Annotated in this window: 21 protein-coding genes; 12 read left to right on the forward strand and 9 right to left on the reverse strand. The window is 35.6% G+C overall.

The genetic code is table 11. The annotated features are described in order from the left end of the window. The first annotated feature begins 38 nt into the window (after positions 1-38). From pflB to BM350_RS21395, 3 genes are all read left to right on the forward strand, one after another. Positions 39-2,288, forward strand: coding sequence for a formate C-acetyltransferase (gene pflB, locus BM350_RS21385; RefSeq protein ID WP_090916947.1), 2,250 nt, complete (start codon positions 39-41; stop codon positions 2,286-2,288). A gap of 66 nt (positions 2,289-2,354) precedes the next feature. Next, on the forward strand, positions 2,355-3,086 hold the full coding sequence (gene pflA / locus BM350_RS21390) for a pyruvate formate-lyase-activating protein (RefSeq protein WP_090916949.1): 732 nt from the start codon (positions 2,355-2,357) through the stop codon (positions 3,084-3,086). Between the two features lie 412 nt (positions 3,087-3,498). Further along, a complete protein-coding gene (locus BM350_RS21395) occupies positions 3,499-4,662 on the forward strand; it encodes a diglucosyl diacylglycerol synthase (RefSeq protein ID WP_090916951.1) in 1,164 nt (387 codons plus the stop codon). Between the two features lie 375 nt (positions 4,663-5,037). Here BM350_RS21395 and BM350_RS21400 read toward each other — a convergent pair whose 3' ends face one another. The 4 genes from BM350_RS21400 to BM350_RS21415 all read right to left on the reverse strand — a co-directional run bounded on the left by BM350_RS21400 (position 5,038) and on the right by BM350_RS21415 (position 8,116). Continuing rightward, complete coding sequence (locus tag BM350_RS21400; protein WP_090916953.1) at positions 5,038-5,160, reverse strand: YfhE family protein; 123 nt, start codon at positions 5,158-5,160, stop codon at positions 5,038-5,040. Positions 5,161-5,227: 67 nt separating this feature from the next. Then, positions 5,228-5,785, reverse strand: coding sequence for a GNAT family N-acetyltransferase (locus BM350_RS21405; RefSeq protein WP_090916955.1), 558 nt, complete (start codon positions 5,783-5,785; stop codon positions 5,228-5,230). A gap of 250 nt (positions 5,786-6,035) precedes the next feature. Then, on the reverse strand, positions 6,036-7,160 hold the full coding sequence (locus tag BM350_RS21410) for an amidohydrolase (RefSeq protein ID WP_090916956.1): 1,125 nt from the start codon (positions 7,158-7,160) through the stop codon (positions 6,036-6,038). 53 nt (positions 7,161-7,213) lie between these two features. Further along, entirely contained in the window at positions 7,214-8,116 is a 903-nt protein-coding gene (locus BM350_RS21415; RefSeq protein ID WP_090916958.1) for a TIGR01777 family oxidoreductase, read from the reverse strand. A gap of 80 nt (positions 8,117-8,196) precedes the next feature. Here BM350_RS21415 and recX point away from each other — a divergent pair, with 80 nt between their 5' ends. Beyond that, positions 8,197-9,009: a recombination regulator RecX gene (gene recX, locus BM350_RS21420; RefSeq protein ID WP_090916960.1), complete on the forward strand. Its 813-nt coding sequence runs from the start codon at positions 8,197-8,199 to the stop codon at positions 9,007-9,009. An 11-nt stretch (positions 9,010-9,020) separates the two neighbouring features. Next, positions 9,021-9,341 carry a YfhH family protein gene (locus BM350_RS21425; protein WP_139207694.1) on the forward strand — a complete coding sequence of 107 codons (321 nt, stop codon included), beginning with the start codon at positions 9,021-9,023 and terminating at the stop codon, positions 9,339-9,341. A 62-nt stretch (positions 9,342-9,403) separates the two neighbouring features. Here the strand turns inward: BM350_RS21425 and BM350_RS21430 are convergent, their stop codons facing one another. Further along, positions 9,404-9,556, reverse strand: a complete 153-nt coding sequence (locus BM350_RS21430) for a YpzG family protein (RefSeq protein ID WP_090916962.1) — start codon at positions 9,554-9,556, stop codon at positions 9,404-9,406. Positions 9,557-9,591: 35 nt separating this feature from the next. After that, positions 9,592-9,750: a small, acid-soluble spore protein K gene (gene sspK, locus BM350_RS21435; RefSeq protein WP_090916964.1), complete on the reverse strand. Its 159-nt coding sequence runs from the start codon at positions 9,748-9,750 to the stop codon at positions 9,592-9,594. A 297-nt stretch (positions 9,751-10,047) separates the two neighbouring features. Between sspK and BM350_RS21440 the strand changes: the two genes are divergently transcribed. Then, entirely contained in the window at positions 10,048-10,314 is a 267-nt protein-coding gene (locus BM350_RS21440; RefSeq protein WP_090916965.1) for a YfhJ family protein, read from the forward strand. A gap of 26 nt (positions 10,315-10,340) precedes the next feature. Here the strand turns inward: BM350_RS21440 and BM350_RS21445 are convergent, their stop codons facing one another. Continuing rightward, positions 10,341-11,321 (reverse strand): metal-dependent hydrolase, encoded by a 981-nt coding sequence (locus tag BM350_RS21445; protein WP_090916967.1) that lies wholly within the window; start codon positions 11,319-11,321, stop codon positions 10,341-10,343. Positions 11,322-11,468: 147 nt separating this feature from the next. On the opposite strand from BM350_RS21445, the gene mutY reads away from it, so the two are divergent. Then, the gene (gene mutY, locus BM350_RS21450) at positions 11,469-12,563 is read left to right on the forward strand and encodes an A/G-specific adenine glycosylase (RefSeq protein ID WP_090916968.1); all 1,095 of its coding nucleotides are present in this window, start codon (positions 11,469-11,471) and stop codon (positions 12,561-12,563) included. A gap of 114 nt (positions 12,564-12,677) precedes the next feature. Beyond that, positions 12,678-17,936 carry a lamin tail domain-containing metallophosphoesterase family protein gene (locus BM350_RS21455; RefSeq protein ID WP_090916970.1) on the forward strand — a complete coding sequence of 1,753 codons (5,259 nt, stop codon included), beginning with the start codon at positions 12,678-12,680 and terminating at the stop codon, positions 17,934-17,936. 14 nt (positions 17,937-17,950) lie between these two features. Here the strand turns inward: BM350_RS21455 and BM350_RS21460 are convergent, their stop codons facing one another. Continuing rightward, entirely contained in the window at positions 17,951-18,175 is a 225-nt protein-coding gene (locus BM350_RS21460) for a hypothetical protein (protein ID WP_090916972.1), read from the reverse strand. A 120-nt stretch (positions 18,176-18,295) separates the two neighbouring features. Between BM350_RS21460 and BM350_RS21465 the strand changes: the two genes are divergently transcribed. The 4 genes from BM350_RS21465 to BM350_RS21480 all read left to right on the forward strand — a co-directional run bounded on the left by BM350_RS21465 (position 18,296) and on the right by BM350_RS21480 (position 21,509). Next, positions 18,296-18,571 carry a gamma-type small acid-soluble spore protein gene (locus BM350_RS21465; RefSeq protein ID WP_170857751.1) on the forward strand — a complete coding sequence of 92 codons (276 nt, stop codon included), beginning with the start codon at positions 18,296-18,298 and terminating at the stop codon, positions 18,569-18,571. Between the two features lie 179 nt (positions 18,572-18,750). Further along, positions 18,751-19,011, forward strand: a complete 261-nt coding sequence (locus BM350_RS21470) for a YgaB family protein (RefSeq protein ID WP_090916976.1) — start codon at positions 18,751-18,753, stop codon at positions 19,009-19,011. Between the two features lie 151 nt (positions 19,012-19,162). Next, positions 19,163-19,693, forward strand: coding sequence for a nucleoside tri-diphosphate phosphatase (locus tag BM350_RS21475; protein ID WP_090916978.1), 531 nt, complete (start codon positions 19,163-19,165; stop codon positions 19,691-19,693). A 58-nt stretch (positions 19,694-19,751) separates the two neighbouring features. Next, positions 19,752-21,509 carry an ABC transporter ATP-binding protein gene (locus BM350_RS21480; RefSeq protein ID WP_090916979.1) on the forward strand — a complete coding sequence of 586 codons (1,758 nt, stop codon included), beginning with the start codon at positions 19,752-19,754 and terminating at the stop codon, positions 21,507-21,509. A 17-nt stretch (positions 21,510-21,526) separates the two neighbouring features. Here BM350_RS21480 and BM350_RS21485 read toward each other — a convergent pair whose 3' ends face one another. Next, positions 21,527-22,615 carry an FUSC family protein gene (locus BM350_RS21485; protein WP_090916981.1) on the reverse strand — a complete coding sequence of 363 codons (1,089 nt, stop codon included), beginning with the start codon at positions 22,613-22,615 and terminating at the stop codon, positions 21,527-21,529. Between the last annotated feature and the right edge of the window lie 128 nt (positions 22,616-22,743).

Raw genomic sequence — 22,743 nt, forward strand, 5'->3', positions numbered from 1 at the left:
CTTAGTCCTGTACTAATCAAAAAATGGAGGAGATTAGGATGACTGAAGTATTAGAAAATGTAAAAAATGCATGGGAAAACTTTAAAGGTGAAAAGTGGAGAGCAGAAGTTGATGTTCGCGACTTCATTTTAAATAACATAAACGTTTACGAAGGAGATGACTCCTTCTTAGCCGCTGCAACAGAAGCGACAAAACAACTTTGGGATCAAGTAATGGATTTAACAAAACAAGAACGTGACAATGGTGGAGTCCTTGACATGGATACGGAAATTGTTTCTTCTATTACATCACATGGTCCAGGATATTTAAATAAAGATCTTGAAAAAGTAGTCGGTGTCCAAACTGACAAACCATTTAAGCGTTCATTACAACCATTCGGTGGTGTTCGTATGGCAGAACAATCTTGTGAAGCTTACGGATACGAAATGGACAAAGAACTAAGCCGTATTTTCAGAGATTTTCGTAAAACGCATAACCAAGGTGTATTCGATGCTTATACTCCAGAAATAAGAGCAGCTCGTAAGTCAGGTGTTATTACAGGTCTTCCAGATGCATATGGCCGTGGTCGTATTATTGGTGACTATCGCCGCGTTGCATTATACGGTATCGATCGTTTAATCGAAGCGAAAAAAGCAGATTTAAATGTAACGAGCAGTGTAATGAGCGAAGAGACAATTCGTTTACGCGAAGAGCTATCTGAGCAAATTCGTGCCCTTCAAGAATTAAAACAAATGGCAGCTTCTCATGGCTTTGATATTTCTAAGCCAGCAACAAATGCACAAGAAGCATTCCAATGGTTATATTTCGGTTATCTTGCAGCAATTAAGGAACAAAACGGTGCAGCAATGAGTCTTGGCCGTACATCTACTTTCTTAGATATCTATATTGAAAGAGATTTAGTAAACGGTACATTAACAGAAGAAGAAGCACAAGAAATTGTTGACCACTTCATTATGAAATTACGTCTTGTGAAATTTGCAAGAACACCTGATTATAATGAATTATTCTCTGGTGATCCAACTTGGGTAACAGAATCTATCGGTGGTATTGCACTTGATGGTCGTCCATTAGTAACGAAGAACTCATTCCGTTTCTTGCATACATTAGATAACTTAGGACCAGCTCCAGAACCAAACTTAACAGTTCTTTGGTCTAAACAATTACCACAGAACTTTAAAAATTACTGTGCAAAAATGTCTATCAAAACATCTGCAATTCAATATGAAAATGATGACATTATGCGTCCAGAATATGGTGATGACTACGGTATTGCTTGCTGTGTATCTGCAATGAGAATTGGTAAACAAATGCAATTCTTCGGAGCACGTGCAAACTTAGCAAAAGCATTATTATATGCAATCAACGGTGGTAAAGACGAAAAATCAAAAGCACAAGTTGGACCTGAATATGCACCAATTACTTCTGAAGTATTAGATTATGAAGAAGTTATGCAGAAATTTGATGTGACAATGGAATGGTTAGCAGGCCTTTACTTAAATACATTAAACATCATTCATTACATGCATGATAAATACAGCTATGAACGTATCGAAATGGCACTTCATGATACAGAGGTTCTTCGTACAATGGCAACAGGTATCGCAGGATTATCTGTAGTAGCTGACTCTTTAAGTGCAATTAAATATGCGAAAGTAAAACCAATTCGTGATGAAAATGGTATTGCCGTTGACTTTGAAATCGAAGGAGATTTCCCTAAATACGGTAACAATGATGACCGTGTAGATGAAATGGCAGTAAACCTTGTAAAAACATTTATGAACAAGCTTCGTAAACATAAAACATATCGTAACTCTGTTCATACAATGTCAATCTTAACAATTACATCTAACGTTGTGTACGGTAAGAAAACTGGTAACACACCAGATGGCCGTCGTGCTGGCGAACCATTTGCACCTGGTGCAAACCCAATGCACGGACGTGATACAAAAGGTGCACTAGCATCATTATTATCTGTGGCGAAATTACCATATGAAGAAGCAAGAGATGGTATTTCTAATACATTCTCTATTATTCCAAAAGCGCTTGGAAAAGAAGAAGAAACACAAGTTCGCAACTTAGTATCTATGCTAGATGGGTATGCTATAAAAGAAGGTCATCACTTAAATATTAACGTATTTAACCGTGAAACATTAATGGATGCAATGGAACATCCTGAAAAATATCCACAATTAACAATTCGTGTATCTGGTTACGCTGTTAACTTCATTAAGTTAACTCGCGAACAACAAATTGACGTTATTAACCGTACAATGCACGAAAGCATGTAAGTAAAAAGTTTCCCTCTGTTTTTCATAAAGACAGAGGGGAGCTGTTTTAATAGAGGAGGAAGTAACATGATAAAAGGAAGAATTCATTCTGTTGAGTCTTGTGGTACTGTTGACGGCCCAGGAATTCGTTATATCATCTTTACGCAAGGATGTTTACTACGTTGTCAATATTGTCATAATGCGGATACGTGGGAAATTGGTAAAGGGAAAGAAATAACAGTCGAAGAAGTGATGCAGGATGTTACATGTTACCTTCCTTTTATGGAAGCTTCCGGCGGTGGTATTACTGTAAGTGGCGGTGAGCCGCTATTACAGTTAGACTTTTTGATTGAACTGTTTAAGAAATGTAAAGAGATCGGCATTCATACGACAATTGATTCTTCAGGTGGGTGCTATTCTGAAGATGAAGAATTCCAAAGAAAACTAGATATTTTGATGGAATATACAGATTTAGTATTACTTGACTTAAAACATATTGATTCAAAAAAACATCGCAAATTAACAGGAAAACCGAACGAACATATTTTACAATTTGCTCGTTATTTATCAGATAAAAAGAAACCAATTTGGGTGCGTCATGTACTTGTACCTGGAGTTACTGATAGTACAGAAGACCTAGAGAAATTGGCAGCCTTTATCCAAAGTCTTGATAATGTGCAAAAGATAGAAGTATTGCCGTATCATAAGTTAGGGGTCTATAAATGGGAGGCACTAGGTCACAAGTATCCTCTTCAAGGAGTAGAGCCTCCAACGGAAGAATGTGTTCAAAAAGCAAAAAGCATTTTAGGAGCAGTCTAATCCAATTTTGGATTAGGCTTTTTGCTTTCTTTCGATAAATAGTAGAGTAAAAATAAGGAAAAGAGTATACTTAAATTATATAATGACTATTTTTGTAAAGAAATGATATGGATAAATTTACGAAAATGTAAAGGGAAAACGAAACAATAGAAAGAATTAAGAAATAGTATAGTGCGTATCATGGAGTATAGATAAATGTCAAGTTATTGCGAAAGCAGTTATAGGAAAGTATAATGTTAAGATATGAGCAGATGGGATTAAGGGGTCAATAACATATGCTTTGTATATCCACGACAGGTACATATCCAGCGGGAAATCGTTGGAATTCAAACATGCAAAATTATAAGGAAATTGTTTTTTATATTGTGACAGGTGCAATATAAAAGACCGAAAAAGCTAGGAGTGGATTTGTTTGATTAAAAACCCCAAGGTTTTAATATTAACAGCACATTACGGTAACGGTCATGTACAAGTGGCAAAAACATTAGAACAAACATTTCGTCAAAGAGGACTGAAGGATGTAATTGTATGCGATCTTTTTAGTGAATCACATCCTGTCATAACAGATATTACAAAATATTTATATTTAAAAAGCTATACAATTGGGAAAGAGCTATACCGCTTATTTTATTACGGCGTTGAAAAAATTTACGATAAAAAAATTGCATCATGGTATGCTAATTTTGGACGAAAACGTTTAAAAGCGATATTACATGCTGAAAAACCCGATATTGTTATTAATACATTTCCAATCATTGCGGTGCCAGAGCTAAAAAAACAAACAGGTATTTCTATTCCTGTTTATAATGTACTTACTGATTTTTGCTTGCATAAAATATGGATTCACCGAGAAGTGGATCGGTATTTTGTCGCAACAGATTATGTGAAGGACATTATGGTAGAAGTAGGAGTACCTGCTGAGCAAATTGTAGAAACAGGAATTCCGATTCGTAAAAACTTTGAAGCATCTGTTAATGTAGAAGCTTTGTATGATAAGTATGATTTGTCACGAGACAAAAAGACCTTACTTATTGTAGCAGGGGCACATGGAGTGCTAGGAAGTGTAAAAGAGTTATGTCAGTCCTTTCTATCAGTTCCTAATCTACAGATAGCCGTAGTTTGTGGGAAAAATAAAGCATTGCAAGAAGATTTGCTACAACTACAGGAAAGCAACCCAGATGCATTAAAAGTATTCGGTTATGTGGAGAATATTGATGAGCTGTTCCGTATTACCTCTTGTATGATTACAAAACCAGGAGGGATTACATTAAGTGAAGCAGCAGCTTTGCAAGTACCTGTCGTTTTATATAAACCAGTACCAGGACAAGAAAATGAAAATGCGAAGTATTTTGAAAAACAAGGTGCAGCAGTTGTTATTCGTGAAGATCATGAAATCTTTCAGAAAACGAAAGAATTATTACAAGATGATATGAAGTTATTGCAAATGAAAGAAGCGATGAAACGCATTTATCGTCCGGAACCAGCGTTTCATATTGTGGATTCTATTTTAGAGGAAAATCACGTACGGGTACATTCACCAGTACGTTCATCAGCCCTTGTGCAGTCTTTTACTTAATATAAGAGCCTCTTTTCTATCTGAGTAGAAGGAGGTTTTTTTCGTTATTTCGGGAACGTTTGTATAGTTGTATCTCACTATTTGTGAGAGTTGATACTTGCATCAAGATTTTGAGAAAAGAAAGAAGGCGAATGTAAATATTACTTTATCCACATAAGAATCCGCTTTCAATATACAGTAAACTTAAAATATTAACAAAATTATCCACAATATCCACAAAATTTAGTAAATATATCCACAAATCAAACAAGCTAACTGTGGTTAAATTCCTCTCTTATAGAAAAGATATTCGAATTTATACACATGTTCAGTAATTTTGTGGATAAAGTTTTCCACAAAAAAAGCTACCTCTTCTGAACAAGAGGTAGCAATATGCTAAAAAATTCCTTTTGGTTTATACCCAGCAGCACGATCCGCTCTTTTGAATTCACGTTGATAGAGAACTTCTTGTGTGCTAGATAATTTACTTTTTGATTTTTCACGTCTTTTCTTATCCATTACAGTTCACCTCGTGTCATAAAGTTATTACCTATCGTTACCAATGACAGAGGGAGATATACATAGATTACGCTTCTTTTAAATGGTGAGCGTCTTGGAATGTTGCTTCGCGCATTGTGTGTAGTGTGTATTGATCTTTTGGAATTTCATATAAGTTATATACTTCACCGTTTGCGTTAATTTGATTGTATACACATTTACGTGTTTCATTTGCTAGATTGACGTATGGTAGTTTTTCGGCAGCTTTAATAGAACGAGTATTTAATTTGCGAATTCGCATGAAAATAGTCTCAATATCTAGTTCATAGAAAAGTTCACTAAAGAAAGCGTCTTTTGCTGGCTTATTATAACCTTTTCCGTGATATGGTTTGCCGAGCCAAGTGCCAAGAAAACCTGCTTTTTCTTCGATGTCAAATAAAGTTATTGTTCCGATTGGATTTCCCCATTCATCAACAATTGTGCGTGAAATTAATTCTCCGCGCTCTTCAGCCTCAATCGTTTGTTTTGTTAAAAACAAAAATTCGTCATAAGAAGATGCCTTTTGACGCACAAAGGGGAAGACATCAGGGTGAATCATCAAATCATATAGAACGTGGCTGTCATGTAGGTCACGTTTTTTTAGCATACTATCTCCTCCTAAAAAGAGGGTAGCATGACGACAAAAAACACCCCACCCTCGAAATTTTTATATAAAACTTAAAAAAATTTCGGGGTGGGAATCGAACCCACTAGAACCAGTCTACAATGCTGGTGGCGCACCATTTGCCTTCCCCATTCATCAATTTGAAATTACTAGTCACGACACAAATTGATCATGGTTTCATTCAGTTTATAATCGTATAATACTTCATCTAATGAAAAAAATAAACTAGTTTTTATGATTTTTTTGTATGGATAATTTTTCCGTCTATCATTGTTAATACAGGCTTGGCTAAATAGTGAAAAGGATGATGAGTCCACAGGACAAGGTCAGCGTCTTTTCTAGGTTCTATGCTACCAATTTTCTTTTCTAAACGTAAGTTGCGGGCAGGTATAATCGTAATTCCTTCTAGAGCTTTATGTTCATCTAATCCTTCTCGCACAGCGATAGCGGCGCAAACATTTAAATATTGAATGGGGGTATAGGGGTGATCTGTCGTAATAGAGACTTCAATCCCATGAGTAGATAGAGTATGATATGTTTGCCAAGATTTGTTTTTAATTTCAATTTTTGAACGGCGTGTTAATGTTGGACCGACAGATACTTTTAAAGCGTGGCCTGCTAATTTATCAGCAATGAGATGGCCTTCTGTACAGTGTTCAATACGTAAATCAAGATTAAATTCCTTAGCAAAGCGAAGAGCAGATAAAATATCATCGGCACGGTGGGCGTGGGCACGTATAGGAATTTCGCGGCGGAGCGCTTGCAAGATAGGGATCATTCGAAAGTCGGTATCATTCCCATAATGCTTTGCTTCATAAAAGGATTCTCGCAGCATTCCCATAATTCCCATACGGGTAATAGACTCTTTGTTTCCGTTGCTATGCATGCGTTTTGGATTTTCTCCAAACGCAATTTTTAAACCGGCAGGTTCTTGAATGACCATATGATCAATACTATTTCCTGCCGTTTTTATGACGCATGTTGTTCCGCCGATTACATTTTGACTTCCAGGCATAACATGTACGGTTGTAATACCGTTTTGCAGGGCATCTTGAAAAGCAATATCAAAGGGGTGAATGCCGTCTAAAGAACGAATATGAGGAGTTAGGACTTCTGCTGTTTCATTTGCATCATTTCCAGCCCATCCTGTTCCTTCATCATATAAACCAAGGTGTGTATGCACATCGATAAAGCCTGGAAGAAGATGAAGGCCGCGTGCATTAATAACAGTCATATCTTCGCTAACTTCAATAAATCGTTCTAATGCAACAATTTTGTTATTTTCTACTAATACATCACCTTGCAATTTAGGGGATGTAATAGGATAAACAGTCGCTTGCTTAAATAATGTTTTCATAATAACCTCTTTAGTTTTTATGCAAGTTTTTTCTAGGGGAAATTCGGAAATTATTAGTGCAATACAATATTTTGAAGAGCATGTTCTAAAGTAGCATAAGAATGTGTATATCCGTGTTGTATTGCCTTTTGAGGTAATGCTCTTTGTCCTTGTAAAATAAGGATGCTCATTTCGCCGAGCAGGGTTTTAAGTGCAATCGCAGGTACTGACAACCAATGTGGTCGATGCAGCACAGTCGCGATTGTTCTTCCAAATTCCTGCATTGTTACAGGGTGAGGAGCTGTAATATTGAATGCACCGCTTATTTCCTTTGTGTGAATCACAAAATCAATCATTCGAACAACATCTTCAAGGTGAACCCAAGAAAGTAATTGATTTCCCGAACCGATTGTTCCTCCAATAAAGAGTTGATATGGAAGTAACATTTTCGGTAGTGCTCCTCCATCTTTGCCAAGAACAATACCGAAGCGCGTATAAATAGTACGAATACCAAGGTCGGCTGCTTTACTCGCTTCTTCTTCCCATAATTGTACTGTAGTGGCTAAAAAATCATTCCCTTGTTTGGAATGATCTTCTGTAAATGTAGCTGTCTCTGATGTACCATAATAGCCAATTGCACTTGCATTGATAAACGTGTTTGGGTATTGGCGTAATGTTTGTAATTGTTTAATTAAGCCCCTTGTCGTGTTTAAACGACTATTTATAATTGTTTCTTTCTGTTTCTTAGTCCAGCGACCATTATTAATAGATTCTCCGGCAAGGTTAATAACGATATCAACGGAAGGAAGCGGGAATTCTGCAGCGTTAGCATTCCATTTTATATACTGAATATTTGCAGGGGAATGATTTTCTCTTAATTGACGTGTCAGGATGTATACGGTATGCCCTTTGCTTGCTAAATATAAAGTGAGTGCTTTTCCAATAAAACCTGTTCCTCCAGAAATAGCAATTTCCAAGAGAAATCCCTCCTCATTATATATATTCAAGAAATTCAAATTTGTTTCATGTATGTTAAAATGATATTGAGGTGAAATTTATGGCTGTCATTACAAAAATAGAAGTACAAAAACGAACGAAAGAAAGATTTAATATTTACATTGATAAAGGTCATGGAGAAGAATATGGTTTCAGTGTTGATCAAGTGACCTTAATAAAGCATGGGCTTCAAAAAGGTTTGGAATTTGATGATATTGAATTAACAAATATTTTATATGATGAAGAAGTACAAAAAGCATATTTATATGCAATTACTTATTTATCGCATCAAATGAGAACGAAGCAAGAAGTAGAAGAGCAATTACGGAAAAAAGAAATTGGACAGGCCATCATCTCTGAAGTTATTTCAAAACTATTACATGACCGTTATATTAATGATAAAGAGTATGCAATTGCATATGTGCGTACGCATAGCAATGTGAGCCAAAAAGGACCAATTGTAATTAGACGTGAACTGTTAAGTAAAGGGATTTCGGATGTAATGATTACCCATAGTTTACAGGAGTATCCCGAGGAGAAGCAAATTGAAAATGCTCTTGTACTTATAGAAAAAAAGAAAAAGTCTTACCAAAAACATTCTTTTCTACAAATGAAACAAAAATTAGAAGAGATGTTAGTACGCAAAGGGTATGGGCGTGATATCATTCAAATTTGTTTAGAAGAACTAAAAGATGAAAAGGATGATAAAAAGCAAGAAGAAGCTCTTATATATCATGGTAATAAATATCATGAAAAATATAAGAAATATGATGGTTGGACGTATGAAAATAAGATGAAGCAAGCGTTATATCGAAAGGGATTTTCGATTGATGAAATAGAAGTGTTTATTCAAATGAAACGTGAAGAGGGATGAGGGAGAAAAACATGAGAAATATGCCAAAGCGCTATAGTGAGATGACACCACATGAATTAAGAGAAGAAATTGGCAATTTAAAAGAGCAAGCAGTAAAAGCAGAACAACTTGGCATTGTAAATGAATTTGATGTTTTAATGAGAAAAATTGCGATGGCACGTGCTTATATGACAGATATAAATGAATTTCAGGTTGGCGAAACATATGAACTTGTAGAAGAACCAGGGACATCGTTTACGATTACGTATTTTAATGGGGTATTTGCTTGGGGGCACAAACAAAATGAAACAGAGGAAATTGGAATTCCTATTTCGTTATTGCAAAAGAAGTGAAAACTAGAGAGCCTTGGCTGCTCTAGTTTTCACTTTTTGTAATTGTTAAAGGAGATAGGCAGTTAAAATTGACGTTTTCTCATCTCATTTGCCAAAATAATGAGAGATTGCGTTTGCTGCGTTTGTCCATTTACTTGCGCTTTTGCATGTTTTGGACGAGCCCACGTTGGAGCGAATAATTCAGAATGACGGTCTAAATGGTTACGATAGCTCATTTTATCACCTCGTATAAGAAGTTATCGATAGACATTTATGCTTCTTCTTGATTAGCGGCACGCATTCGCTCTTGTGGATGCGTGTTAATAGTGCCGTTAGGTCGTTTTGAAGCAAATCGAGCTTTTGCTTGTGTAGGACCGTTGATTTTGCTATTGTTTTTGGATTCAGACCAAATTTCAGATTGTTTGCCCAAGAGGAACTCCCCCTCGCTACAAATTGATACAAAAAGTATCACTTATAGATTGTGCAATGTGAGAGAAAATATTCTAGAGAAATACAAATAAAAAAACGATATAAAAACTATACAAAAAACCCCTTTCTTTTAGGTGGGCGAGAGCAACTGGCCACGCGTAGAAGCGGTCAGTGCCCTTTTCTGCCACGTGCAAGATTTAAAACAAAGGGATGAAGCAAGTAGCGGTCATGTTGTGTTTTGCATAGCCGTGACTTATATGTTGAAAAAAATGAATGAATTGACTAAAGGAGATATAACATGAACGATATTTTTGAAAAATTAACGAAAGAACTTCTTGAAAAAAACACTTCTCTTTCTTACTCTCAAGCACGTACTTGGATTGAATTGTTATGGGAGGACTTTGGCGCGACATATGCAAAAGTAGGAACGTATCAAGGAATTGAAATGACAGAAAAAGTTGTGCGAGCGTGGATTAACAACCAAGGGGCGCGTTTACATGAAATACAAACGAATAATCCAAAGTACAGTCATTTAATTAATCAAGAAAATCATGTAAAACATTAAAAAAACGACCAATTTTGGTCGTTTTTTTAATGGGGAATTAATTCTAACTTTTTGCGTAGTTTTTCTTCGCTGAAAATCCATCCTGTGTATGAACTCATAATTTCAAAATCTTTATTCAGCTGAACAATGGCAACAAACGGATAATAATCTTTGCTGCGGTAGCGCAGATCAATAAAGCGAACTTCATAATAATCGTTGTATTCAAAAATATCCCAGCGATAGACAGGAGAAAATGATAAGAATGCTGAAATGTTTTCATCTTTTTGAGCGGCACGAATGACATCGTTATCAGGTAATGGAATGCGCTCGAATTTATCATGAACCATAATACTACCGCGATGCCAACGGGCAACAAAATAATGATCTTTTGTAACAATAGCTAAGTGATAATGATAAAAGCGGTATGACGGTGAAATAATGACTTGTTCAACGTCACGGAACCGTTTCTTTACGACATTCTTTACATTTTGGCGCATCATAATTCGGCCAATATAATAAATGGTCATTAAAATATAAGCAGCTGCTCCGGCATAACCTTTATTTGCACCGACAAGCATACAGGCAATTGCTAATGTATGAATGAAAAAAATCACTACATCAAATGTATTAATAACACCTAGTGCTACCCATTTCTTAGTGAAAGGTCGTAGTGCTTGTGTACCATATGCATTGAAAATATCAACAAAAACATGAAGAAACACAGCAATAAATGTCCATAGAAGAATGTGAAGATAGGGAGGGCTTTGAAATACTGCAAAAGTAATCCCACTAACAAAAAATGACCAAAAAATAACGGCCGGGATAGAATGAGTAATCCCGCGATGATTTCGAATATATTTTGCATTGTTTCTTAATTTTAAAACAGTATCAATATCAGGGATGTTTGAACCGACAATTGTTGCAAACATCACAGCTTGTGGTCCGAAGTCACTTTGACTGAGCGCTGGATCTAGCGTTGCTAAGCTTCCTAATGTAACGCCCATGACAAGATGAGTGGCTGTGTCCATGAAAACCACCTCCGTTTTTTATTAATGTAACTCTTTTTATTCTATATCACAAGGCATTTGCCTTTTATTTCTTACAACTACTTACTTAAATTTTCTCCTAAATTCTTTATAATAGTACGTATATGCAAAAAATGAGGGGGATCAAGTTTGAAGCTTGAGATATTAGATGACTTTAACATAGAAAAATTTCGGTATGATTTAATCAGTTGGTTTGAAACAGAACAGCGTGATTTACCATGGCGTATGAATAAAGATCCGTATCGTATTTGGGTTTCGGAAATTATGCTTCAGCAAACGCGGGTTGAAGCTGTAAAACCATATTACGCAAACTTCATGGAAAAGTTTCCAACGCTAGAAGCGTTAGCTAATGCTGAGGATGAAGAAGTGTTAAAAGCGTGGGAAGGACTTGGTTATTACTCGAGAGCACGTAATTTACACACTGCCGTAAAAGAAGTAAAAGAACAATATGGTGGAAAGGTTCCTAGTGATGTAAAACAAATTGAAAAGTTAAAAGGTGTAGGACCCTATACAAAAGGGGCAATTTTAAGTATCGCTTACGGGATTCCAGAGCCGGCTGTTGATGGAAATGTGATGCGTGTATTATCACGTATCTTGTCAATTTGGGATGATATTGCAAAACAAAAAACACGTAAAGTATTTGAAGATGTTGTTCGTCAAATCATTTCAAAAGAAAATCCATCTTATTTTAACCAAGGGCTGATGGAACTAGGGGCACTTATTTGTATTCCTAAAAACCCATCTTGTCTTCTCTGTCCTGTTCGGGAACATTGCCGCGCGTTTGCAGAAGGAGTACAAAAGGAGTTGCCAGTAAAAAGTAAAGCAAAGGCGCCGAAAATGGTGCCGCTTGTTGCCGGTGTCCTGCGTACAGAAGATGGTAAATATGTAGTTAATAAAAGAGAGAGTACAGGATTACTTGCTAACATGTGGGAATTTCCTAATGTAGAAATTGGAGAAGGTATCCGTAATCATAAACAACAATTTACAGACTATATGAAAGAGAAGTTTTCTCTTTCCGTTTCTATTGATGAGTATGCCATGAATGTCCAGCATACATTTACTCATAGAACGTGGGATATATTTGTATTTTACGGCACCGTAACAGGAACCATTGCTGAAGCAGATCGTTTAAAGATGATAACGATCCAAGAATTTGAACAATTACCAATTTCGAAATCACATCGAACAATTTTTGAAGAATGTGTCAAAAAACTCCAACCATAATGGCTGGAGTTTTTTTGACATAAATATAACAATTTCTTACAAATATTTCATATTTCCTTAACAAATGACAAATACAATGAAAGCTGTAATGAAAAATTTAAAGGGGGATAGAAAATGTTTAAAAAAGCAATCCGTTCAGCAATTGTAGCAACTTTCTTGCTTCAAACATTAGCTGGGTCAGGCTATGTCACTCTTGCTGAGGAGAAGGAACAAAATCAGCAAGCTTTCATTTCAGAAGTTCATTATACAGATGATCTACGCTATATCGAATTGTACAACCCATCGGCGAAAGTTATGGATATGAAGAATGTTCAACTGAAGGTCAATGGAAAAGTGCTAAAATTTAAAGATGAAAATGAAAAGCAATCTGTACAACCAAAAGAAACGAAGTTAATCTTATTTGGAAATAAAACAGTTAATGAGATTAATGAACGCTATAAGACAGAAATAAAGGAAGATCAAGTTTTATTTGCTACTGAGGATTTAAGTGATGAACAAATTAGGATTGAAGTAACGAATGAGAAAAATAAAACGGTAGATGTCATTGAAACAAGAAAAGAGAATAAAGATATATCAATTCATTCTTTTTGGAATGAAACAAAGAAAGAAATAAAAAATGAAATACCATCCCCTGGGACTTACACTACATTTCAATCGCACGAAAAAGAAAAAGCATCTACGGAATCCACACAAAAAGAGGCAGTCCAGCCAAACTCCAAACAACTAGAGCCTGCACAAAAAGATAATAATCAAAAAGAAAAGCCATTACAAGAAACAGCGCATGTACCTAAAGTGAAAATTAATGCACATGAGGATTTACCGATTGAACTTCAGTTAGCAAGTACGTACGATGAGGCAAAAGTAAACCTTATATATCGTAGTGCCTCCGGGTTGTTAGTGAAAAAACTGAAAATGAATAAAGGCGAGAATAATCTGTATTCTACTGTTGTTCAAAAGTCAGACATTTGGTCTGATACGTTTACATATTGGTTTGAAATTGAACAGGGTGGAAAGGTTATTACCTTCCCAGAAAAAGAACAATATGTAAGTACTGTTCAGCATCAGTCAGAAGATTATACAAAGAATAGGCCAGTTATGATTACTGAGCTAATGCCAGATACGATAAATGTAAATGGAAAAGATGGATATGAATTTATAGAGATATACAATAATTCAAGTGAAGCAATACAATTGAAAGATTATAAACTTATTTATAAGTATTCAGAAACTGGAAGTGAAGATTGGAATTTCACAGAAAATGCAACAATCCCATCAAAAGAAACGAGAGTGTTTTGGATTAAAAATGAAGGAAATGCAGGGGTATCAAAACAAGATTTTATTCAAGCGTACGGTGGAAATATAACTGAAGAACAAGTACTTCAAATTGAATCAGATGGGATGTCTAATAGTGCTGGAAGAACCATTCAATTTGCTGATCAGTACGGAACAGTTTTATCATCTGTAACATATGAGAAATCAGATGTAAAGGTTGGTCAGAGTGTTGCTTATGCATACAAGCCTGAAAGTGTTGAAATGCAAAAAGTAGGTTTGTTTGAAAAAGGAACACCAGTTGTGCAAATACCATTTCAAGTACCGTTAGAGCCAGTAAAACAATCAGATCAAGTTGGCGTTACGATTGAGCATACAGCATCACCTACTCATACCGAAGCAGAGGATCTAACTATTACTGCAACGATTAAAGGTGGGGAAAATGTAGCCGTTTTGTATACTCAAGATGGCAAATTAACACACAAAAAATTGCAGATGAATAAAGAAGGAAATAGCGATATTTATAAGGTGACAATTCCTCAAAAAGAGCTATGGGGAAACTCATTATTCTATAAAATTGTCGTGCAAGGTAATCAAGAAACAATTGAAAAATCCTATGAAACAAAAGTAGAACATAAAAAAATAGATCCGCAAAGTGTACCGCCATTTTTGATTACAGAAGTGACGCCAGACACGACGAATGTTGGGAAAGCAGATGGATATGAATTTATTGAAGTGTATAACAATAGCGAGCAGGATCTTAATTTTAAGGATTATACAATTCGGTATCGTTATCCACCTGAAGGACCAGAGGGGGATCTCATTTGGGGATCCACTCCAGATGATGTTGTAATTCCATCAGGGCAGTCTCTCGTATTTTGGATTATAAATGGTGAAAATAATGAGAAGAATGTAGCTGATTTTAATAAACAATTTGGAGTGAACTTAGTAGAAAATAAAAATATTGTTAGAATATACTCAAATGGAATGGCGAATGGAAGTGCCCGTGGCATTGTCGTTGCAACAAAGACGGGGAAAGAAATTGCAGCTGCCTACTACAATGATCAAGCAAACCAAGCTGATGTGAAAGCAAATAAGGGAATTTTATATCGCTATCCTCAAGATGGCTCACAAATGATGCAAAAGATTAGTAGTGCAGAGCATAATGCATCTCCTGGAACTGTATTCGAAGGGCAAGTACCGGCTGAACGAGTTGCTTTGAAGGCAGATGCAATTCCGCCGACAATTTCACATGAACCGACAGAAGGGCTAATTTCTGAATTTCAAGATCATAAATTGAGTTTTTCTGTTCTTGATAACGAACAAGTTAAAAGTGTGAAATTATATTACAAAACGAATCCTAATGCAGAATATAAAGTTGAAAATTTAGTAGAGAATCGTGTAGATAAAAAATATTATTATACCATTTACTCACCTGAATTAATTGGAAAAGAGAAAATAACATATTACTTGGAAGCTTCTGATGGCTTACATGTAGTAAAAAGTGATATGTACGCAGTGCAAATAGCTGGTGAGAAAGATAAAGGCCCTCTTCGTCTAAATGTAAAAGATGATGAAGTGGTCGCAAATCAAGTTTTATTAAAAGGAACCTCTTCGTCGGTTGGGTCTGAACAGCTTTCTCTTTTAGTGGACGGAAAGAAAGTAGAGACGAACACATATCGTGCTTTAGAGAAGCCTGCCTATTTTGCTTTCGATGTAAAACAAACTGACTTGTATTTTAAAAACGCAGTCACAATTGGAAATGAAGTGTTGCGTGTATTTGATGATACGTATAGTGATTATGTCACATTAACTGTAAAAATTGATCAATCAAAAATTAAATATAATGAACCGTTCAAAATTGATATTCGATCTGGCACAAAAACGTCTCCATTTGATGATCGAGTTGAAGAGAACAAAGATGATTTTTATTTGAAAAATGTTCGCCTTGTATTAGCGGATGGAACGACTTTATATGATCCGAACTTTGCAAATCCAAATCAGGAGTTATCAGTTGGTGATGGAGATACATCAACACCAGTATTTACGTTCGGATTCCAGGTTCCGGAAGACAAATTTATTTCGAACGCGTATTTATGGGATACAAAACAAGAAAAGGATGGAAATCATCGAATTGCAGTGCAAGATGGGGTAAATAAAGAAGTCATTGCGAATGTAAAAGTTGATAACACACCACCACAGATTTCTACTACAGTACAGAATAAGAAATATAAAGGGAAAATTCCAATCGATGTAACAGTTACGGATGATATAGCAGGAGTAAAAAATAAAAAAGTTATATTGGACGGTAAAGAGATTATAACTCCGTACGAAACATCATCTGCACAATTAGCAGCAGGAAAGCATGAGCTACATGTGGAGGCGGAGGACCAAGTAGGGAATCGTCAAGAAAAGACAGTTATGTTTGAAACCTGGGCAGAAAATCCAACAGATCCTACTCCGATTGCACCTAAAGACGGAGAGGAAAATGTGAGTACGAGTCCGACACTTGAAGCGAAAGTAACTGATCCAACAAATGATGCAATGAAGGCAACATTTTATAAAGGGTATTCGTATAAGCCGAATGAAACAGATCATATGAAAATTACCGAAAATGCAATAGAGCAAGAGCCACCACAGGCATTTGCTGTAAATGGTGAGAAAAGCTTTGACCAAGATCAGCTAAGTAAAGTTAGTAAAAAAGATGGGAAATATTATACAACGGAATCAACAGAGAAATTCCCGTACCATCGCTTTGATGTAACAGTTGCTGCTGATGTGAGAAATGATGATACGGTAGAAGTAAAGTGGTATGGTCGTTCTCTAGAAGGAAGAAAAGTTACAATGTATGCTTGGAACTATACGACAAATAAGTGGACAGAACTTATATCGAAAATTGCTGGAGACAAGGATTTTGAATTAAAAGGTGCTGTATTAGCAAAAGAATATGTAAAAGATCAAAAAGTAAGTGTTATCGTACAAGACCAAATCCCAAGTTCGCCAAACAAGTTTGATTACACATTTGTCTGGATGTCTGATACACAGTATTATTCCGAAAGTTATCCACATATTTATAAAAGTCAGGTTGACTGGATTGCTGCGCAAAAAGATCCATTAAATATTAAATATGTGTTCCATACAGGAGATCTTGTTGATAAGTCATATCAAGAATTTCAATGGCAGCGTGCAGATGAATATATGAAAGTACTTGAGAATGCGAAAGTACCGTATGGTGTGTTGGCTGGGAATCATGATGTAAATCATAAAGATGAGGACTATACAGCATACTCAAAATATTTTGGGGACTGGCGTTTTAAAGATAAGCCATTTTACGGTGAAAGTTATAAGGATAACCGTGGACACTATGATTTGATTTCAGCAAAAGGTAACGATTTTATTATGATGTATATGGGATGGGGCATTACAGATGAAGATATTCAATGGATGAAGGAAGTATTGCAGAAATATCCAAATCGAAAAGTAATTTTATCATTCCATGAATATTTACTTGTATCAGGTAATCGTAGTCCGATTGGCGACAAAATTTTTAATGAAGTAGTTAAACCGAATAAAAATGTGTTAGCTGTGTTGAGTGGGCATTATCATGATAGTGAGACATTAGTTGATGAAATTGATGATAATGGGGACGGAATCGCAGATCGTAAAGTATATCAAATGTTAGCGGATTATCAAGGTGGTCCAGAGGGTGGACAAGGTTATATGCGTCTTTTGCAATTTGATACAACCGCGAACAAAATGTATGTCAAAACGTACTCTCCATATTTAAATGAATATAATTTTTATAAACCAGAAGAGTATCCAGAAAAAGATGAATTTGAATTAGACGTTGATTTGAAACCTGCGATAAAACAAGTTGCAACAGATTATGTAGAAGTGAACGTGTACACGAATGAAGTAATTGGTAAAGATAATTTTGTAGCAAATTGGCGCAACGCAAAAGTGAAATTGGAGAATTTAAAGGAAAATACGACGTATCAATGGTATATAAAAGTCGAAGACCGATATGGTGGTCAAGTAACTTCACCAGTTTGGTCCTTTACAACAGGTAAGAAAGATAGGAGATGGAACGTGTTCCCAAGTTAGGGAACACGTTTTTCTTAATCGTAAGAAATTTTTGTACCATAGGTCCAACTAGCTTCGTTTTTTTGTAAACCACCGCGTGCTTCAATTTCTTTTATAATTTCTTTATAAATAGTTTGGCCTTCTACATTTAAGTAGGGCATCATTTGTTGTAAGGAATGATGAAAATAAGCGAGTTCTTCTTGATTCCATTGATCTTTCGGAGTCATTGATAACTCTGTCATATCACGTCCAATATACATTGTGCAGCACCTCCATCATCATTAGTTTGAATGAATGTTTTTGTCTGTATACGTAAAAAATATTTTTCTTTTCGTATTTTTAACGGATAGGTTCAGTCAAGGATGGTTACATTATTTGTTGTGGAGGTGAGAAAGATGAACAAAAAACAACAAAGTTTAGGTAAAACAACTTCTGGTGCTAGCATTCAAAGCGCAGGTTTTGGAACAGAATTTGCTTCTGAAACAAATGCACAAGAAGTAAGACAACAAAATGCACAAGCAGAAGCTAAAAAATCACAAGCTTCTAGCGTTAGCGCTCAAAGTGCAAGTGCTGGCTATGGTACAGAGTTTGCAACTGAAACAAATGTACAAGCAGTAAAACAACAAAATACAAAATCAGCAGCAAAAAAATCTTAGTACGAATCAATAACAAAAAACACTTCTCTAATATAAGGGAAGTGTTTTTTCTTTGTTATGTTTTCATAATTTTACTTTTATGTGAGCCGACATAACTTCTAATAAGTCAACAAATGTAGTCAAAGGAGAAGATACGGCTTTATTCGAAAATATGTAATAGTATTTTTAGGGGGGATGGAATGAAACTGTTTGATGAACTGGTTGAAGAACAATTACGGACGATGGATGAATTATTAAAGTTACAAGTTCATTTAGAAAAATATCAACACCTTGAAAGGAATCAGCAAGATGTGAAGGAACTCTATTTTATTCGCCAAGAAATTCAAAAAACAGAAAGAGCATTAAAAGGTTTACAGTTGAAATTTGAGCAACAAACAGCAGCGGTGATTCATTCTTTTGAAAATGAGAAGATGCTTTCGAACGAAGAGACGATTTCATGAATCGGCTCTTTTGTTTTAAAATTTCGACAGAAACGTTATAATAAAAAGAAAAGTGAATTCGGCTCAATATGTTTGAAAAAGAAATAAAAAAGGCACTGTATCTCAAATAACAACTTTAGAAGAGCTTTCACGACGAAAGAAGGGAGAAAGTATGGGGTTTCCCAAAGAAGGAGAAAAAATACAAATACATAGTTATAAACATAATGGTTCTATTCATAGAATGTGGGAAGAGACAATAGTTTTAAAAGGGACACAAAGTTGTGTTATTGGAGCAAATGATCGCACTGTCGTAACTGAAGCTGATGGGCGCACGTGGATTACTCGTGAACCGGCTGTTTGTTATTTTCATTCAAATTATTGGTTTAATATTATTGGCATGCTAAGGCAGGAAGGTGTGTACTACTATTGTAATTTAAGTTCGCCATTTGCCTATGATTATGAAGCATTAAAATATATTGACTATGATTTAGACATTAAAGTGTATCCAGATATGACGTATACGTTGTTAGATGAAGATGAGTATGAAAAACATCGTGAGCTTATGAATTACCCACCTGTAATTGACACTATATTAAAGAGAAACGTTGAGTATTTAACGCAATGGATTCATCAGCGAAAGGGGCCATTTGCTCCTGATTTTATTGATATGTGGTATGAACGATATTTAATGTATAGAGATTAAATAAAAACCTGCTCGGGCATCCAGCAGGTTTTGTCCTTTTAACATGAGGGGGAGTGGCATGAAAGGAATAAAACGGTATCTACAATTTGTAAAGCCATATCAGTGGCTCATTACGATTACTATCGTAATAGGTCTTATTAAATTTGGTATTCCGCTTATTATGCCGTGGTTATTAAAGTATATTATTGATGATATTATTCAAGGAGGAAGTTCAGTAGAACAGAAAACATCTCAATTATTTGTAGCTACCGGGATTGCATTGTTTATTTTTGCGGTATTACGTCCTCCCATTGAATATTATCGTCAATACTTTGCGCAGCGTATTGGAAATGCAGTGTTGTATGATTTGAGAAAGCATATTTTTGCGCACTTACAAAGATTAAGTTTACGTTATTATTCCAATACGAAGACTGGTGAAATTATTTCGCGTGTGATAAATGATGTTGAGCAGACGAAAGACTTCGTTATTACGGGATTAATGAATGTGTGGCTTGATACAGCAACGATTTTTATTGCAATTGCGGTTATGTTTTCGATGAATATGAAATTAACGCTTGTTTCTTTACTTGTATTACCCGTTTATGTAGTTGCAGTCAAATATTTTTTCAGTCGCCTTCGAACATTAACACGTGAGCGTTCACAAGCGTTAGCGACGATGCAAGGATATTTACATGAGCGTATTCAAGGTATGCAAGTGACACGAAGTTTTGCTTTAGAGGAGTATGAAAAAGAAAAATTTCAAGAGAAGAACAGCAAGTTCTTAACGAAGGCATTAGCACATACGAGCTGGACAGCAAGGACATTTTCTACTGTAAACACGTTAACGGATCTAGGACCTTTAATCGTAATCGCTTTTTCTGCCTATGAAGTCATTCATGGATCGTTAACGCTCGGTACAATGGTAGCTTTTGTTGGATACATGGATAGTTTATATAGTCCGTTGCGTCGTCTTGTAAACTCTTCGACAACGCTTACACAAGCTTTTGCCTCCATGGATCGTGTTTTTGAATTATTAGATGAAGAATATGATATTGTAGATTGTCCAGATGCTATTACGAAGAGGTCCATGCGCGGCGAGGTTGTATTTGAGGGTGTTTCATTTCGCTACAATGAATATGAACAAGATGTACTCCGAAATATTTCTTTGTCTATTTCACCAGGTGAAAAAGTAGCACTTGTCGGTTTAAGCGGGGGTGGAAAGTCGTCACTTGCAAGTTTAATTCCGCGTTTTTACGACGTTTCTAAAGGGGCAATTTATGTAGATAAGGTAGATGTTAGAAATTACAATGTTCGGAATTTACGCAGCCATATTGGTCTTGTCTTGCAAGATAACATTTTATTTAGCGATACAATTAGAGCAAATATTTTATATGGAAGGCCTGAAGCAACGGATGAAGAGGTAGTAGAAGCAGCTAAAGCTGCACATATTCATGATTTTATTGTGAATTTACCGGATGGATATGAAACGGTTGTTGGAGAAAGAGGTGTAAAATTGTCTGGTGGGCAAAGGCAGCGCATCGCCATTGCGCGTGTATTTTTAAAAAATCCGTCATTGCTGATTTTAGACGAAGCTACATCTGCGCTGGATTTAGAAAATGAACGTTATATTCAAGAAGCGCTGCAAACGTTAGCTGCTGATCGAACTACAATTATTATTGCGCATCGATTATCGACAATTACACACGTAGATACAATCATTTATTTAGAAGATGGTGAAATAAAAGAAAAGGGTTCGCATCAGCAATTAATGCAAAAACGCGGTTATTATTATAATTTATATCAAATTCAGCATATAAAAGAAACGACCCCTTCGTAATAGGAAAGGGTCGTTTTTCATTCGTCCTCTTGTTTTTCATGAATTTGTAGTTCATTTTCTGGGTTATGGTACGTATAGAAACTGTCTACAAGTAAATCTAAATGTTCTACTTCCTCGCTATAATTAATAATAGCTGAAACGAGAGGAAACAGGTGAAGCCATATTCGATAGCTTTCTTCATCATCTTTATTTTGATAGTTCATAAATATATCAATTAGTTGTTGTTTACCAACAGAAACTTCGTCAAGAATTTCAACAGATTGTTGTTTCTTTGCTTTCCCAATAAATTTGAGTAATACTTGCTCATGATAATGAGTTAATGAATCCAGCTCATTTTGAATCGATTCTTGAAATGATTCTGGCATATATCGTAACTCGTTCTCTGTTCGATGGAGCGCCTTTAATGTACTTAAAGCGCGACTTGTTGTTGCTAACATTTGTCTAAATAGGACTAGTTTACGAATTTTAGCAACTTGTACTTTTTTGGTATAACTTCTTTCTTCTTTATACAGCAAATAGTAATGATTTAGACGAATCATTTTTTCTTTCATACGGTCAATATCTGTTTTCAATGTTGTGAAATCAGATGCTTGCCTACTACTCATTCGAATCCATTTTACAATTTCTTCTGTATTATCCACGATTTTATGATAAAGCTTTGTTTCGTATTTTGGCGGCATAAATATTAAGTTTACGAGAGATGCCGCAATAATCCCAACCATAATTGTTGCGAATCGTAATAGGGCAAAATCAAAGAAATTTGCTCCTTGATATTCCATAATGGCAATAACAGTTACGAGCGCAATGGAAATTGTATTTTCTAGATGTAATTTTAAAGCGAGTGCAATAACTAATATACACGTTAATCCAATAATAAAAGGATTACTTCCGAAGGCAAACACAAAGACAATGGCAAAAATTGCCCCCATCACATTTGCTTGAATTTGTTCTAGAGCTGTTAAATATGAGCGGTACACAGAAGGCTGTACAGCAAAAATTGCTGAGATTCCCGCAAATACAGGGCTCGGTAATTCAAGCAGCAAACATATAAATAAAGCTAATGTAATGGCAATACCCGTTTTTAAAACGCGAGCACCAAGTTTCATACTTTTTTTTTATATCCTTTCTTCCTTGTCAGAATGAATGTACAATATGATACTATACATTCATTAACTTATGTTAGCAAGTAGTATTTTAATGAAAAAACCTGCTGAACTTCAGCAGGTTTTTTTGA

The organism is Bacillus sp. 103mf (genome assembly GCF_900116295.1).
Classification (GTDB): domain Bacteria; phylum Bacillota; class Bacilli; order Bacillales; family Bacillaceae_G; genus Bacillus_A; species Bacillus_A bruguierae.

Bases quoted from the DNA above. Each gene is read 5' to 3' on its own strand.
- BM350_RS21400 (WP_090916953.1), bottom strand. From the start codon at position 5,160: ATGGATAAGAAAAGACGTGAAAAATCAAAAAGTAAATTATCTAGCACA.
- pflB (WP_090916947.1), top strand. From the start codon at position 39: ATGACTGAAGTATTAGAAAATGTAAAAAATGCATGGGAAAACTTTAAA.
- BM350_RS21425 (WP_139207694.1), top strand. From the start codon at position 9,021: ATGAGAAATATGCCAAAGCGCTATAGTGAGATGACACCACATGAATTA.
- BM350_RS21440 (WP_090916965.1), top strand. From the start codon at position 10,048: ATGAACGATATTTTTGAAAAATTAACGAAAGAACTTCTTGAAAAAAAC.
- BM350_RS21480 (WP_090916979.1), top strand. From the start codon at position 19,752: ATGAAAGGAATAAAACGGTATCTACAATTTGTAAAGCCATATCAGTGG.
- BM350_RS21475 (WP_090916978.1), top strand. From the start codon at position 19,163: ATGGGGTTTCCCAAAGAAGGAGAAAAAATACAAATACATAGTTATAAA.
- pflA (WP_090916949.1), top strand. From the start codon at position 2,355: ATGATAAAAGGAAGAATTCATTCTGTTGAGTCTTGTGGTACTGTTGAC.
- BM350_RS21405 (WP_090916955.1), bottom strand. From the start codon at position 5,785: ATGCTAAAAAAACGTGACCTACATGACAGCCACGTTCTATATGATTTG.
- BM350_RS21430 (WP_090916962.1), bottom strand. From the start codon at position 9,556: ATGAGCTATCGTAACCATTTAGACCGTCATTCTGAATTATTCGCTCCA.
- BM350_RS21460 (WP_090916972.1), bottom strand. From the start codon at position 18,175: ATGTATATTGGACGTGATATGACAGAGTTATCAATGACTCCGAAAGAT.
- recX (WP_090916960.1), top strand. From the start codon at position 8,197: ATGGCTGTCATTACAAAAATAGAAGTACAAAAACGAACGAAAGAAAGA.
- BM350_RS21485 (WP_090916981.1), bottom strand. From the start codon at position 22,615: ATGAAACTTGGTGCTCGCGTTTTAAAAACGGGTATTGCCATTACATTA.
- BM350_RS21470 (WP_090916976.1), top strand. From the start codon at position 18,751: ATGAAACTGTTTGATGAACTGGTTGAAGAACAATTACGGACGATGGAT.
- BM350_RS21410 (WP_090916956.1), bottom strand. From the start codon at position 7,160: ATGAAAACATTATTTAAGCAAGCGACTGTTTATCCTATTACATCCCCT.
- BM350_RS21455 (WP_090916970.1), top strand. From the start codon at position 12,678: ATGTTTAAAAAAGCAATCCGTTCAGCAATTGTAGCAACTTTCTTGCTT.
- BM350_RS21445 (WP_090916967.1), bottom strand. From the start codon at position 11,321: ATGGACACAGCCACTCATCTTGTCATGGGCGTTACATTAGGAAGCTTA.